Source organism: Streptomyces sp. JNUCC 64 (assembly GCF_054484115.1).
The window spans coordinates 637879-653296 of the sequence record NZ_CM137015.1; the positions used below are offsets into that span (position 1 = coordinate 637879).

Consider the following 15418-nt stretch of genomic DNA (forward strand, 5'->3'; position numbering starts at 1 on the left):
CCGGAAATGGTCATGAGGGGGGAAAGGGGAAGGCATCGGTGAGGTGGCCGGCCAGTCGGGGCAGGACGGACCGGTGGACGAGCGTGGGGTCGCACTGGAGCCGGACGTCCCAGCCGCCGTCCGGCCCCGGCCTGATCTGCAGTGCCAGCGGCAACGGAGCCGCCGGAGGCAGCAGCTCGCGGCGACGCACGTGGTGGCCCTCCAGACGGAGCGCGCCCGTGGGGAGGTTCTGGAAGGCCAGCGCCGCCTGGAAGACCGGCGGCAGTCCGAAACGGGACGGGCGGGGGGCCAGGTCGGCGAGGGCTTCGAGGGGGAGGGCCGGCAGTTCGAGGGCGCGGGACCAGTAGCGCCCGGCCTCGGCGGCGACCGTCGCCGGGGTGGCGCCGGACGCGAAGTCCAGCGGTACCGGTACCGGGCGGACGAAGTAGCCGACGGCGTCCTCGCCGGCCGTCTCCCGTCCGGCGAAGTAGGAGCCCACGGCGAAGCGGTCGACGCCGGTGCAGCGGTGCAGGGCCCTGCCGTACCAGGTGACGGCGGCCAGGTGGGGATCGTCGGCGGCGGTGGCGCGCAGGAGCGCCCGTACCCGCCCGGCGTCCAGAGCGATCCTCGTCTCCTCGATGCGGTCGCCCCGTCCGTCGCCGGGCGGGAGGGGAAGGGGGGCGGTTCCCTTGAGCAGCTCGCGCCACCGGTCGCGGGCCCGGGCTCGTTCCGGGCCCGTCGGGGGCGGTCGCCGCACTTCGCCGTCCGCCGCTCCGGGCGCGGTCCCGGCGGCCGTCCCGGCGCGGGCGGCGGCGTAGGCGGCGCCCAGCTCCGAGAGGAACACGTGCTCCGACCAGCCGTCGTAGGCGATGTGGTGGACGACCAGTGTCACCAGGGACCCGTCGGGCAGTGGGGACACGAGACAGCGCGCGGGGGTGCCCGCCTCGAGGTCGAACGGAGCGAGCCACTCCGCGGGGCACCGGGCGGGACCGTCCCGTTGCGGAGGCGGCGCCGGGGCGGGGAGCACGGGAAACCCGGGATCGGCGCCGACCTCGGCACGCGGCGGGCCGTCCCCCGGCAGATAGCGGGTGCGCAGCGCCGGGTGGCGGGCCGCCAGGGTCCGCAGCGCGGCTCCCAGTGCCTCCGTGTCCACGGCGGGGCGGACCTCGAACGAGGACACCAGCAGCTGGGCCGGGTCCCCCGGGCTGAACCGCTCCCGCAACCACAGGTCCAGACGGCTGTCGGCGACCTCGCCGGAGTGCGGGGGGTCCGGTGGTTCCGGCTCGGTCAACGGCCGGGCCCGCGCGATGATCCGCCGGGGCGTCCGGGACGACCGTACGGCACCGAACGGGACGTGGAGCCGGTGGCGTCGTTCCAGTCTGCTGACCAGACGCATGGCGAGGAGGGAGTCCGTGCCCAGGGCGACGAGGTCGTCGTCCGGTCCGACGGGGCAGGCCAGCAGCGCCGTCGCCTCGGCGAGGCAGGCGGCGAGCGGACCGGACGCCGGTCCCTCGTCCGTGGTCGAGGCGGACCGCCGGGCCCGGGCCGCCTCCAGTTCGAGGGCCCGGAGGTCCACCTTTCCCGAGGCGGTCAGCGGGAACGTCCCGTGGTCAAGGATCCACGCGGGTCTGAGGTAGGGCGGCAACCGGGTCGCGCAGACGGCACGTGCTTCCTCCACGGCGGAGCGTCCCGGGTGGACTAGACAGTGCGCGGCAAGTCCGACCGGAGTCCCCGCCCCGTCGCGGACGACGGTGACCACGGCCTGCCGGACGGTGTCGACGCCCTCCAGACAGCGCTCCAGTTCCCCGGGCTCCACCCGCTGCCCCCGGATCTTGACCTGCCGGTCCTCGCGCCCCCCGTACAACAGGACCCCGTCCGGGTGCCGCCATCCGATGTCCCCGGTGCGGTAGACCCGCTCGCCCGAGGGGAGGACGACGAAGCGCTCCCGGGTCAGATCGGGGCGTCCCAGATAGCCGAGGGCGAGACCCGTGCCGCCCACGCAGATCTCTCCGGGTTCACCGGGCGGGGCGGGCGTCCCCTCCGGGGTGAGGACGTGGACGGTGGTGCGGGGCAGTGGGGTGCCGAGCGGGATCTGGCCGTAGCGTTCCGCGTCCCCGCTCTGGACGGTCCGTGTGGTGGCGAACACCGTCGTCTCCACGGGACCGTAGCCGTTGACGAGGCGAACCTTCGGATGGGCCGCCTTGAAGCGGTTCACTTGGGGGACGGAAAGCCGTTCGCCGCCGGTCAGCACCTGGCGCGTTCCGGACAGGCACCCGGGGTCGTCGTCCATGAGGGCGTTGAACAGGGCCGCGGTGAGCCAGAGCGTGTCCAGTCCCTCGTCCCGGACGAGTCCGCGCAGAAGCCGGGGGGTGACCCGGGAGTCCTCGTCCAGGAGGATCGAGGTGCCTCCGTTCATCAGCACCGACCACAGTTCGATCGTCATCGCGTCCCAGCAGACCGGTGCCGCCTGGAGGACCACCCGGCCCGGCCCGAAGTCCGCGTAGTCGACGCCGACGAAACGGTGGACCAGGGCTTGGTGGGGGGTCACCGAACCCTTGGGCTCGCCCGTACTCCCCGAGGTGAAGAAGACCATGCAGGGGTCGGTGCCCAGGACGGGAGGGGGAGGGGTCTCCGGCGGCACGCGGCCGGGGGCGTCCGACGGACCGGGGGTGAACCTGCGGCGGCCGGGGGCGGGTGCCGCCGGGAAGCCGTCCCCGTCCTCGTCGGTGAGCAGGTGCGCTCCCGCGGTGTCGATGACGTGTCGCACCCGCGCGGGCGGCCACTCCCGGTCCACCGCGACGCAGACGGCACCCGCGCGCATGACGGCCAGGCAGGACACCACGAACGCGGTACCGCGTCGCACGCGGAGGACGACGTGCTGCCCGGGGCGCACGCCCCGCGCGGTCAGCCGTCCGGCCAGCGCCACGGCACGCCGGTGCAGTTGGGCGTAGGTGAGCCGGTCGCCGGTCGTCGTCCGGACGGCCATCGCCCAGGGGGTCAGGGCGGCCCGGTGTTCGACCACCCCGTGGACCGTCGTCCGAAGGGGGTGGGGGGAAGGGGGCCGGGGCCGGATGGATCGGGAAGGTGCGGACACGCGGTCTCCTCGCGTTGCCGGTTCAGCCGAGCGACTCGAATGCGGGGGCGAAGCGCACGAGGGCGTCCGTCAGCGCCGCGGCGAACTCCTCGGGATGCGAGCCGAGATAGTCGTGGTCGCGTTCGACGGTCAGCCGGTAGAACCCGCCGGTGGTCCGCGACGACCATGCCTGTGCCGCCGCGGCGGGAAATCGTCTGTCGTGGCGGCCGTGTACCGCAAGAACCGGTACGGTGAGCGCGTGTTCGGACGGCCGGTACTCCTCATAAAGTCTCAGATCGGCGCGTAGCGTCGGTTCCAGTAGTTCCCAGAGAAGCGGAGCGGCGAGGACTTCCGAGGGGACGAGTCCATGCTCCGCCACATAGGCACGGAAGCCCTTCGGGGACATGGTGTGCGTCCGGACCGGCGCGAAACGTTCGGGGGCCACCTGGGCGGACACGACGAGCCCGGCCAGCCCCCGGCTTCCGTCCAGTCGCACGGCCGTCTCGTAGGCAAGGAAAGCACCCGAGCAATGCCCCAGGATCAGAAAGGGTTCGCCACCCGAATGCGTTTCGATCCGTTCCGCCAACTCGGCCGCGAGGGCGGACAGGGATTCGGGAAGCGGCTCCGCGATCCGGGACTCGCGGTACGGGGCGCGGACCGGTACGGCGGTGACTCCGGGCGCCAGCGCCCGTCGCAGCTCCGTGACGGCCGCCGCACCGCCTCCCGCCTGCGGAATGACGTAGAGCCTGGCCCCCGTGGGGGTTCCGGTGCCGAACCAAGCGCGATCCGAGGGGTCGTCGTCCGCCACTGCGCTCCTCCTGGTGTGAGGTTCGCGTGCCCTCCCGCCACGACGGGAGTGCTTTCCGTGTCATGTTCCGTCAGACTACGAGCCGCCGCCCCGACTCGGGCACCGTTGTTCAACTGAAAGGAGCGAGCAGTTGAACGGAAAGCGACCCACCGGGTGGATGGGAATCCTTGACACTCCGCACCCTGCGGGACGAGCATCCGGCGGTGAACTGAAAGCGCTCGCGCGCTTTCTGGGAGATCTCGGCCGACGCCGTGCGCTGCTTGACCAGGATCGCGTTCAAGCAACTGCCGGACATTCACCGGAGCCTGACACCATGGGGGCGTGCGAGAAGGTCCAGGAACTCTCCGTCGAGCCGAACGCGGGCAGGAAGACACGAGGCTCACCGTGAGGATGGAAAACCGAATACTCCAGGCTTGGAAGCGTGTTCTGGAGAACGACTCGTTATCTCCGCGGTCCAACTTCTTCGAAGTCGGCGGGGACTCGGTGTCCGCGCTGCGCGTGATCGATCTGCTGGCGGAGGACGGACTGTCGATCTCGCCACGGGACTTCTATCTGGCGGCGACCGCGGCAGGACAGGCGGAGCGCGTCACGGAACGGGTGGACGGCGCCCGGGGCGGTCCCGGCGGCCGGGAGCCGGGGCCCCACGGCCCGGTGCGGCTGCCGCTGACACCCCTCCAAGCGGTCATGGTCGTCGAGGGTCTGCGCAGACCCGACAGCGACGCCTACTGGCTGGTCCTCGCCTACGCCCTCCCCCCGCGGACCACGCCCGAGGAGGCCCGGGCCGCCTGGCGGGAGACCGTCCGGGCCAACAGCGCGCTGCGGACCCGGATCGGTGTCGACGGCTCGGGCCCGTTCCAGCTGATCGGTCCGCACGGACCGGCCCTGGAGATCGTGACGGACGGAGTACCGGGCCCAGGGCCCGCGCTGGCCGAGTGGTGCCGGGAACGCTCCCGGAAGCTGCGGGGCCGGTTCCCCGACGAACTGCTCCGCGCCCACTTCCTGCAGGGCGGGACCAGCGACGACGGCGCCAGGGACACGGTCCTGGTGCTGGTGGGCCATCACGCGCTCATGGACGGCTGGTCCATGGAGCAGTGCGTCGGGGACTTCCACCGCCGGCTGGCCCGTCCGGACGAGCCGCTCGCGGAGCGCCCGTCCAGTGCGGACTACCTGTCCTGGATCGCGTCACCGGGCCCGGCCGGGGCCGCCCGGGAGTTCTGGCGCGAGCAGATGTCCGGCGCGGGCGCCGCGCCGGACCCGTCCTTCGCCCGGCTCCCGGGGGACCGGGAGCCGGGCGGCCAGCCCGGTCAGCGGAGCTGGGAGAGGGCGTTGTCCACCGGGGCGGTGCGTGGGCTGGACGGGTTCAGCCGACGGCACCGGCTCACCAGGGCCAGCGTGTTCACCACGCTGTGGATGCACCTGCTGCGCCAGTACCAGGACGGGCCCGACGTCAGTGTGGGACTCACCGTCAACACCCGCCCGGTGTCGGTGCTCCCCGGCGCCGGTGAGGCCAGCGGTTTCCTGATCAACACGCTGCCCCTGCGTCTGAGCCTGTCCGACGACTTCACCACCGACTGCGCACGCGTCCTGGAACGGACTGTCGCCGTCACCGAGCACGCCCACCTGCCGTACGCCGAGGTCGTCGCGGCCGCCGGACTGCCGGGCATGAGCCGGTTGTTCACCTCCACCCTGGTCTTCCAGAACTTCCGCCGGGAGGAGGGGCTTCCCGGAGCGCCCGTACGGCCGCTGTTCGCCTCCGGCGCCAGCGGCGACGAGCTGAGCCTCACCGTGGACCTGGGGGAGGACCGGGTGACGGTCGAGGTGGCCTGGGACACGGAGCGGTACGACCGGTCGTCGGTCACCGCGCTCGTCCGCGACCTCGAGTACTGGCTCGCCCGGCTCGACGAGGTGGATCCGGCCGCCGGACTGGTCACCCCGTCGGACGCCTCGCACGCGTTCTCGGGCACCACGACCGCGCCCGCCGCCTGGTGCGTCGGCGACCTGCTGGCGGCCGGGGACCCGGACCTGCCGGCGCTGGTCCACGGGACGCGGGTGCTCACCCGCCGGGAACTCCGTCATCGGATCGAGGAGTTGGCCGAGTGGCTCGCCACCACGCGCGGCGTCGGTCCCGGGGACCGGGTGATCCTGGAGGGCGAACGGGGTGTGGAGGGCGTCGTCGCCCTGTGCGCGGTCTGGTCGCTGGGCGCCTCCTGGTGTCCGACGAGCCCCTCCTGGACAGCGGAGCGGCGCGCCGGGGTGGCGGCGGCCCTGGCGCCCCGGACGGTCGTCGCGCTCTCCTCGCTCCCGGAGCCGTCGGACCCCGGGCGGACCACCGGGACGGCCCCCCTCGGCCGTCTCCCCGGACGGACCCTGGCCCCCGGCTCCCCCGCCTACCACGTGGCGACGTCGGGCAGCACGGGAACCCCCCGGCTCGTCGGACTCCCGGCCGGGGGGCTGCGGCCCGTCGTCGAGGCGTGGCGGTCGTTCTACGCGCTGTCCGACGGACAGCGCGTACTGCAGTTCGGCAGCTGGACGTCGGACGTCTTCGTCGGGGACGTCCTCAAGGCCCTCGCCACCGGCGGCACCTTGGTGATCTGCCCGGACGAGGACCGGATCGACCTGGTCCGGACCGGGGAACTGATACACCGGTGGCGGATCACCCTTCTGGAGTCCACACCCGCCGTAGTGTCCCGCCTGGTCCGTCACCTCGCTGCCACGACGCCCCCGGCCGACCTCTCCACGCTCATCGTCGGGGCCGACACCTTCCGCCTGCACGAGATGCGGGAGACCGTGACGCGGTTGTGGGAGGGCGTGACGCTGTACAACGGATACGGGCTTTCAGAGGGCACCATCGAGTCCCTCGTCCAGGAATGCCACCCCGGATTGTCCTCCCGGTCGGGCCTCTGCCCGATCGGCCACCCGCTGCCCGGTACCGCCGTCTCCGTCGTGGACCGCGAGGGACGACCCCTGCCGTACGGCGCGGTGGGCGAACTCGTGCTCACCGGACCGCAGGTGGGCCTCGGCTACCGCACCGTGAACGGCCACGAAGACGGCGACCGCTTCGAGACCGTCGGGGGGACGCGCCGCCTGCGCACCGGCGACCTCGTGCGCTTCGGAGAGGCGGGCGCCCTGGAGTTCCACGGGCGCCGGGACGGCCTCGCGAAGGTGCGCGGACACCGCGTCGAGCTGGGTGAGGTCGAAGACCGTCTGCTGCGGCTGCCCGGGGTCGAGGAGGCGTTCGCGCTGCTCGCCGAGCGGGCCTGGGGAGCCGAACTGGTCGCCTTCGTGGGTGGTGCGGGCATCGACGAACGGACCGTACGGGACGGCCTGCGCGGACTGCTGCCCGAACACGCAGTGCCGGGCCACGTCATCGTGGAAGCCGCGCTGCCGCGCGGCGAGAGCGGCAAGCTGGACCGGGTGCTCATGCGCCGCCGCGCGGCACGGGCGCACCCCGTCTCCCCGTCCGGCGCCGAGCCCCCCGCGACGGCCTCGGGGGACGAGCTCACGGCCCGTGTCACCCGGGTGTGGGAGGAGGTCCTGGAACGCCCCGTCCACCCCGACCGCAGCTTCTTCGACCAAGGGGGCAACTCCCTTCTCGCCATGGTGCTGCACGCCCGGATGCGCGAGACGCTGCCCCGTCACGAGTTCTCCGTCGGCCACCTCTTCGCGCATCCGACGATCACCACGTTCCGCGCCTCGCTCGACGCCCCGGTCACACCGGACCGGCGCCCGCCGGTGCCCACGGACGAACTCGGGCTGCTGCGCGCGCTGGAACGCGGCGAACTGGACGTGCCGTCGGCGCTGCGCGCCCTCGACGGCCGCCCCGGGAACGGCCGGTGAGTCCGGCCCCGGGGGCGGTCCCGCGCCGGAGCCCGTCACGAGTGAGACCCCACCAGGGGACGACATCCACCAGGAGGACCTGTTGCTGGACCAACTCCGCTCACGATGTGGGGCCTACCGCCTCTACCTCCTCATGGAGTTCGGAATCGGCGCCTGCTTGGGCATGGTGTTCGCGACCGTCGTCGTCTACCGGGTCGAGGACGCCCACCTCAGCCCGCTCGACCTGATGCTTCTCGGGACCATTCTGGAAACGGCCTACTTCGTCCTCCAACTACCCACCGGAGTACTCGCGGACGCCGTCAGCCGACGGTTGTCCGTCGTGCTCGGCGTCGCCCTGCTGGGCGGCTCGTTCCTGATGGAGGGCGTGCTGCCGTTCTTCCTGGGCATCGCCGCCGCCCAGGTGGTGTGCGCGCTGGGCTTCGCCTTGGTCACCGGCGCCCAGGAGGCGTGGGTCGCCGACGAGGCCGGGGACCGGGACCTGACCCGGGTCTATCTGCGCGGGTCACAGGCGGGGCTCGTCGGTACGCTGCTGGGCACCGTGCTGAGCGCGGGTCTCGCCACCCTCGGCCACCACCTCCCCCTGCTGTACGCGGGCGGGGCCCTGGTGGCGCTCTCCGTGGCGCTCTTCCTGACCATGCCGGAGAAGCGCCGGGCCCCGGCCGACGCGCCCGAGGAGGGGGCCACACCGACGGGAGGCGTCCTGCGCGAGGCCGCCGGGAGCCTGCGTTCCGTCGTCCGGCTCGTCCGCACCGGCCCCGCGGTCCTCACCGTCCTCGTCGTGGTGATGGTCATCGGGGTCTGGCACGAGAGTCTGGACCGGCTGTGGGGGGCGCACTTCCTGGAGAACCTGCCCTTCCCCGACCTCCTGGGCATGAACACCGTGACCTGGTTCAGCGTGCTGGCCTTCGGCTCCACGCTGCTCGGGCTGGGTGCCACCCACGTGGTGGGGAAGTACGTGGGCGACACGGCCGTGCCGCGCGACACGCTCCGGATGCTGTGCGTCCTGGTGCTGCTCCTGATGGGGACGACCCTCGTCCTGGCGCTGTCCGGGCAGTTCCTGCTGGCCGTGGCCGCGTACTGGGCCGCCATGGCGCTGCGGCCGGCGTACGCGCCGCTCCTCAACGCCTGGCTGGTCGAACGCACCGAGGAGCGCGCCCGGGCCACGATGCTGTCGGCCAAGGACATGTTCGACTCGGCGGGACAGTTCGCCGGCGGCCCGGCCGTCGGATACGTCGGTTCCGCGGTGTCCCTGCGGGCCGCGCTCGCGACGGCGGCGGCGGCCCTCGCCCCCGCCGTCGCCCTGCTGGCGCACGCCGTGTCACGGCGTCCGGCGGGGCCGCCCTCGTCGGCTCCCCCCACGGTGGAGGACCGGACCGCCTCGGAGGTGGACAAGTGAGCACCACGGAAAGCAGCCCGCTCGCCGCGCACGTCCTGTCGCTGGTCGCCTCGGGACGGCTGGGGGCGGAGGACGCCGTGCCCCTGCTGCGGTCGGTGCGACGGGGCCCGACGGGCGTCCCCGTCGCCGTGACCTCGATGGCCTGCCGACTACCGGGGGCCCGGACGCCGGACGAGCTGTGGCGGCTGCTGCTGGCGCGCCACAACGCCGTGCGTCCCTTCCCCCCGGACCGCTTCGACCTGGTCGCGGGGGTCTCCGCGGACCTGGCGCACGCCTACGGGCAAGCGCGGTCCGCGCCGGAGGACGATCCCCGTTCCTGGGGTTCGTGGCTGGAGGACATCGACCGGTTCGACCCCGGAGCCTTCGGACTGGACCCGTACGAGGCCGAGTTCCTGGGACCCGCGGAACGCCTCTTCCTCCAGGTGGCCCACGAGGCGCTGGAGGCGGCCGGGCACCCGGTAGCCGGGCTGCGCGGCTCCCGGACCGGTGTCTTCGTCGGCTACACCCCCGAGCCCCCGATGGAGTACCTGCGGCTGTACGACTCTCCCGACGAACGCGCCTTCATCAACAACATCCCCGCGAACCTCGCCTACCAGCTGGCCTATCGGAACGATCTGCGCGGACCGGTGCTGACCGTCAACACCACGTGTTCGTCCTCGCTCAGCGCGGTGCACCTGGCCAAGCGGGCTCTGGAGCGCGGCGAGTGCGACCGGGCGGTGGTGGCGGGGGTGAGTCTGCGTCTCTTCCCCTACTGGAGCGACGCGCCCGACCACGTCCTGCAGAGTCCGCGCAACCGTTGTGCCGCGTTCGACGCCGCCGCGGACGGCATCGTCTACGGTGAGGGCGTCGTCGCGATGGTGCTCAGACGGCTCGACGAGGCGGTGGCCGACCGGGACCCGGTGCGGGCCGTCGTCTCCGGCGTCGCCATGAGCAGCGACGGCGCCTCCAACGGCATGCAGGCGCCCAATCCCGAGGCCCAGGCGGCGGTGATCCGCGCGGCCCTCCGGGAGGCGGGGGTCGGGGCGGACCGCATCGGCTACGTCGAGGCGCACGGGACCGGGACCAAACTGGGCGACGTCGTCGAGGTCGACGCGCTGACCCGGGCCTTCCGGGAGGACACCGACCGGACGGGCTTCTGCCGCATCGGCTCCATCAAGACCAACTTCGGCCACCTCGGCGACGCGGCGGGCATCGCGGGCCTCGCGCAGGCCGTCCTCTGCCTGGAGCGGGGCGCGTTCCCGGGACTGGCCTGGCTGGAGGAACCCAACCCCGCGATCGGCTTCGCGGACACCCCGTTCGTGGTCAGCCCGCACGGCGCGCCCTGGCCGCAACCCGTGGACGGCGAGCCGCGCCGGGCCGGGGTGAGTTCCTTCGGCATCAGCGGTACGAACGTGCACGTGGTCGTGGAGGAGGCCCCCCGGCCCGGCCCCCCGGCCCCGCTGCCGGGGCGGACGCTGCCGGTGCTGCTCTCGGCCGGTTCCCGCCGCGCGGTCTGGGAGCACACGGCCGCCGTGGCCGGCTGGCTGGAGTCCCACCCGTCGGCGGACCTCGCCGACATCGCCCACACCCTGGGCGTCCGGCGCTCCCCGGGCCCGGCGCGGATCTGCGTCCTCGCCGATTCGACCCGCGACCTGGCCGACAAGCTCGGGCGGCTGCTACAGGTGCGCACCTTCGAGCGCATGCCCGAGGACCTGGGCGCGCAGGGCGTCTTCCTCGCGGACGAGCCCGGGGAGTCCCCGCCCGGCCCGGTGGAGCCGCCGCGGTTCACGCCGTCGGTGCCTCCCGCGCTGCGGAAGCTGGTCACCGCGTTCGTCTCCGGGCTCGACGCCCCGGACATCGGGTCCCACGTCCCGGAGGCCCGGGCACTGACCATGCCCACGGCTCCTCCCACCGACCAACGCGTCTGGCCCGCCGGGGGCAGCGGCGTCCGCCGGGACGTCGGCGAGCTGTTCTTCGACATCGACTGGGTCGAACGGCCGGCGGCCGAGCCGGACGGCGAAGCGGTGGGGACCGGTGCGGCCTGGGTGTTGTTCGCCCGGCCCGGGCAGCGTGCGGTCGCCCGGCTCGCGGACCGGCTGCGGGACCGGGGGCTGCGGGCCGAACTGGTCCACGTCGGTTCCCCGGACAGCGCGTCCGGGGGCGGCACGGACGCGGACCACGTGCTGCCCGCGTTCACCCCCGAGCACCTGGACCGGCTGTGGCACCGGCTGGACCCGGCCGGGCTGGCGGGCATCGTCCACGCGACGACCTGCACTCCGGTGGACGACACCATGGAGAGCCCCGAGGGGCTCGACCGGGCGCAGGAGGAGGGCGCGCACTCCCTGTTCCAGCTGGCGCGGAGCCTGATCCGGCGGAAGGTGCCCGGACCGCTGCGGCTCGCGGTGGTCAGCAGTCACACGGAACGGGTGCTCCCGGGGGAGGCGGTGGTCCCGGCACGGGTCACCTCGTTCGGCTTCGCCCGGGTCTTCTCCCAGGAGTTCCCCGCCGTCACGGACCTGGCCGTCGACCACGACCTGACCGGGACCCCCGACGACGTAGCCGGGCACCTGGCCGATGAGCTCACCGCGTCCGCCGCGACCCGGCTGCCGCTGGTCGCCTACCGGAACGGCAGGCGCTACACGAAGGTGGTCGAGCGCCAGCGGACCGAGGAGGGGCGGGAGATCGCCGTTCGGCCGGGGGGCACCTACGTCCTCGCGGGCGGCACCGGGTACCTGGGCATGCAGATCGGCCACCAGCTGAGCGAACGCGGGGCGGGCACGGTCGTCCTGCTGTCCAGGAACGGGCTGGCCGACGAGGACTCCGGTGGCGGCCCGGCCGCAGCCGACGCCGCCCGGCACCGGTCCTACCAGCGGGAGTGGCGCGCGCGGATCGAGGCCAACGGCACCCGGGTGGTGTCGGTGCGCTGCGACATCACGGACGCCGACGCCGTGCGGGAGGCGTTCGACGGCATCCGCCGTGACGCCGGTCCCGTGCACGGCGCCTTCATGCTGACGAAGCAGCTCTTCCACCAGTGGGTCGAGGAGCTGGACCTCGACCGGTTCCGGGCCGGGCTCGCCAACCGGGTGCGCGGCGCGTGGCTGCTGCATCGGGAACTGCGCGCGGACCGGCCCGACTTCCTGGTCCTCGTCTCCTCCATCTCCTCGCTCTCCGGCACCAAGGGCGCCAGCGAGTGCTGCGCCGTCAACCAGTATCTGGACGCCGTCGGACCGCTGTTCACCGACGGGGGCGTCCCGACCCACACCATGAACCTCACCCTGGTGCTGGACGAGAGCGGCGCCTACGACACCAGGAGTCCCATCCCGCCCATCGACTCCACCGACTTCCGTGCCGCGCTGGACCGGTTCCTCCGCAACGGCCACGCCCTCGACATGGTGGTCCGGCTGGACCTGGCCGAGGTCGGCTATCTGCGGCCGGTCCTGCGCATCCCGTTCGGCCCCGGGGTGCTCGACGAGGCCCGGGCCGCGCTGGAACTACGCGGTGACCCTCCCGCCGAAGGGGTCCGGGACACGGCCGGAACCGACCGTCCCGACGCCGCACGGCTCCGCGAAGCCCTCGACTCGGTGTGGCGCAGGACCCTCGGCGCTCCGGCTCCGGACGGATCGGCGGGCTTCTTCTCGTCGGGCGGCACCTCCCTGAGCGCCCTGCGGTTCGTCCGGCTCATCCGCGAGGAACTCCCCGGCCTCGACTTCGAGGTGACGGACCTCTACGGCAATCCGACCCTGGACGCCCAGCTGCGCTCGCTGGTGGAGCGGACCGCGCCCCGCGGCCCGGACGACGGGCCGGACACCGGCTCGGTCGAGGCGATCCTCGACGCGGTGGAGGGCGGATCGCTCTCCCCCGACGACGCCGCCCGGCTCCTGGACGAGAGGACGGCCCGACCGTGACCACTGACCACTCCCCCCGTACCGCGTTGGTCTTCCCCGGCCAGGGCTCCCAGACCGCGGGGATGGGACAGGATCTGGTGGCGGCGTCGGCCGCCGCGCGCAACGTCTACGAGCGGGCCTCCGGCGTCCTCGGCTACGACCTCCTGCGGGCCTGCCTCGACGAGCACGGCGAACTCTCCGACCCCACGGTCGTCCAGCCGGCGGTCCTGACGCACGCCCTGGCGTCCTGGCGGGCGTTGGACGAGGTGCCCGGCGCCCTCAGCCGGGTCGTCGCGGTGGCCGGGCACAGCCTCGGGGAGATCTCCGCCCTCGTGTGCGCGGGGGTTCTGGACCTGGAGCGGGCCGTCTCTCTGGTGGCACGGCGGGCCCGGCTCATGGCGGGGGCCGAGGCCGGTGGGATGCGTGTCGTCTTCGGGCCGGCGCCCGACGAGGTGCGCCGGGTCTGCGCGACGGTGTCCCGGCCCGGTCACGTCGTCACCCTGGCGAACGTCAACTCGTCCGAACAGACGGTCATCAGCGGACACCGGCCGGCTCTGGCCGCGGCGGGCCGGCTCCTGGTGGAACGGAGTGCCGTGGTGCGCGAACTGGACGTGGCCGTGGCTCCGCACAGCCCCCTGATGGAACCCGTGACGGCCGACTACGCGGCGGCGGTGCGGGAGGCGGCTCCCGGAGACGGGACGGTACCGGTCGTCTCCTCCCTCGACGGCGTCGCGTACCGCACCGGCGACGAGGCCGCTACCCGCCTCGTGGGGCAGCTGACGGGCTGCGTGTCCTGGCCGAAGACGCTGGACGGGCTGCGCGAGCACGCGGTCGAGGTCGTGGTGGAGCTGGGGCCCAAGACGGTACTACGCGATCTGACCCGGGAGGCGTGGCCCCGGATCCCGGTCCTCGTCTGCGGCACCGCGGCCGCGGTGGCCGCGGCGGGCGGGTTCCTCACCTCCGGGGCACGCCGGACGACGGGCGCGCGGGTCGACCGCCGCACCGCGGAGTCGTTCCTCACCGGATGCCTCCGGCTGGCCGTGGGCACGCCGTCCCCCCGTCACCGTTCCCAGGCGGAGTTCACGGAGTTCGTCCGCGCGCCGTACGAGGAGTTGGCACGGTCGCTGGACGAGGTGCGTGCCGTGCCGACGGACGGTCCGGGGACGGTCGAAGCGGCCGTGGTGGCAGGGGCGGCCCGGCGGATCCTCTCGGCGCTGGAGGCCAAGGGCGTGGACGAGGCACTGCGCAAGAGCCTGGTGGACGGCCTGGCCGGGGCCACCGGGACACGGGAGGAGGTGCTGACGTGCCTGCTGTAGGGGAGGCGGAGGTGGTGCGCTACAGCGGCCTCGGGTGCTGGGTGGTGACCGACCCGGCGGCGGTGCGCGAGGCACTGGGCGAACCGCGTTTGTCGTCAGCCAGTCTGACACGCTGTCTGGACCTCTACATGAGCGAGGCGGCGAGGGAGCGCAGCGGTCTGCTGGAGTCGGTCCTGACCCGCTGGCTGGTCCAGCTCGACGGCACCGACCACGCCCGGTTGCGCGAACAGCTCGGCCCGTTGTTCTCCCCGAGCCGGGTGCGGGCCCTGGAACCGGTGCTCATCCGGATCGTGGACGAGGCCCTGGACGGGTTGGCGGGGAGCGCTGAACCGGACGCCGTCAGCCTGGTCACGGATCTGGTTCCGGCGCGGGTGATGGGCCGGTTGCTGCGACTGACGGAGGTGGACACCGGGACGCTCTACCGCTGGACCCGGGCGATCTCCGTCTTCCTCGACGGCGTGTACCGCCGGGACGCGGCGGACGCGGCCGGACGGGCCCTGACCGAGATGCTCGGTGAACTCGGCGCCGCGGGTGACGGGGCGGACGAGGGGTTCTGGGACCGGATGACGGACGAGAGGTACCGGCTGGCGACCGCTTCGATGATGCTCTTCGGCGGGCTGGAGACCACGGCCTCGCTGTTGGGCAACGTGCTCCACCACGTGGTGACCCGTCCCGGGGCCGCCGCCGCGGTGCGGGCCGGAGGGGCTCCGGCGGCGCGGGCCGTCACCGAGGAGGTCCTGCGCGGCAACCCTCCGCTCAGCCATGTCGCGCGCGTCGCCGACGCCGACCTCGAACTACGGGGTCGACGGGTGGCGGCCGGTGACCTGGTGCTGCTCTCGCTCAACGGCCGGGACGTCATCGCCGATCCGCACCCTTCGGCCCCCGAGGGCGTGCGGACGCACGCCTTCGGGTACGGGGCGCACTACTGTCTGGGAGCCGCGCTGTCGCGCGCGGAGTCGGCCGTCCTGCTGACCCGGTTCTGCGCCCGCTTCCCCGCGGCGCGGGCCATCGGGCCCCGGCCCCGGTGGAACCGCAATTCCACCTACGCGCGCCGGGAGAGCCTCCGGCTCGACCTGGGGGCCTGACCGGCGGGCCGGTGCCCTCGTCCCCTCACGGAGGACGGACGCACCGGCCCGTCCACGTCGT

Annotated in this window: 7 protein-coding genes; 5 read left to right on the plus strand and 2 right to left on the minus strand. The window is 73.6% G+C overall.

Going from position 1 to position 15418, the window contains the following annotated elements; translation table 11 throughout:
* Window positions 1–10: 10 nt before the first annotated feature.
* Window positions 11–3001, minus strand: a complete 2991-nt coding sequence (locus ACVWNX_RS02515; RefSeq protein WP_454412194.1) for an amino acid adenylation domain-containing protein — start codon at window positions 2999–3001, stop codon at window positions 11–13.
* 94 nt (window positions 3002–3095) lie between these two features.
* Complete coding sequence (locus ACVWNX_RS02520; RefSeq protein WP_454412195.1) at window positions 3096–3860, minus strand: thioesterase II family protein; 765 nt, start codon at window positions 3858–3860, stop codon at window positions 3096–3098.
* 390 nt (window positions 3861–4250) lie between these two features.
* On the opposite strand from ACVWNX_RS02520, the gene ACVWNX_RS02525 reads away from it, so the two are divergent.
* The 5 genes from ACVWNX_RS02525 to ACVWNX_RS02545 all read left to right on the plus strand — a co-directional run bounded on the left by ACVWNX_RS02525 (window position 4251) and on the right by ACVWNX_RS02545 (window position 15357).
* Window positions 4251–7697 (plus strand): AMP-binding protein, encoded by a 3447-nt coding sequence (locus tag ACVWNX_RS02525; protein ID WP_454412196.1) that lies wholly within the window; start codon window positions 4251–4253, stop codon window positions 7695–7697.
* Window positions 7698–7779: 82 nt separating this feature from the next.
* Window positions 7780–9093 (plus strand): MFS transporter, encoded by a 1314-nt coding sequence (locus tag ACVWNX_RS02530; protein ID WP_454412197.1) that lies wholly within the window; start codon window positions 7780–7782, stop codon window positions 9091–9093.
* Window positions 9090–12977 carry a beta-ketoacyl synthase N-terminal-like domain-containing protein gene (locus tag ACVWNX_RS02535; protein WP_454412198.1) on the plus strand — a complete coding sequence of 1296 codons (3888 nt, stop codon included), beginning with the start codon at window positions 9090–9092 and terminating at the stop codon, window positions 12975–12977. The genes ACVWNX_RS02530 and ACVWNX_RS02535 overlap by 4 nt, the downstream gene beginning before the upstream one ends.
* Window positions 12974–14272 carry an ACP S-malonyltransferase gene (locus tag ACVWNX_RS02540; protein ID WP_454412199.1) on the plus strand — a complete coding sequence of 433 codons (1299 nt, stop codon included), beginning with the start codon at window positions 12974–12976 and terminating at the stop codon, window positions 14270–14272. Before ACVWNX_RS02535 ends, ACVWNX_RS02540 begins: the two co-directional genes overlap by 4 nt.
* Entirely contained in the window at window positions 14260–15357 is a 1098-nt protein-coding gene (locus tag ACVWNX_RS02545) for a cytochrome P450 family protein (RefSeq protein ID WP_454412200.1), read from the plus strand. Before ACVWNX_RS02540 ends, ACVWNX_RS02545 begins: the two co-directional genes overlap by 13 nt.
* The last annotated feature ends 61 nt before the right edge of the window (window positions 15358–15418 follow it).

What these genes read in the sequence shown, in the direction of transcription:
- ACVWNX_RS02525 (WP_454412196.1), top strand. Translation starts at nt 4,251, where the DNA reads ATGGAAAACCGAATACTCCAGGCTTGGAAGCGTGTTCTGGAGAACGAC.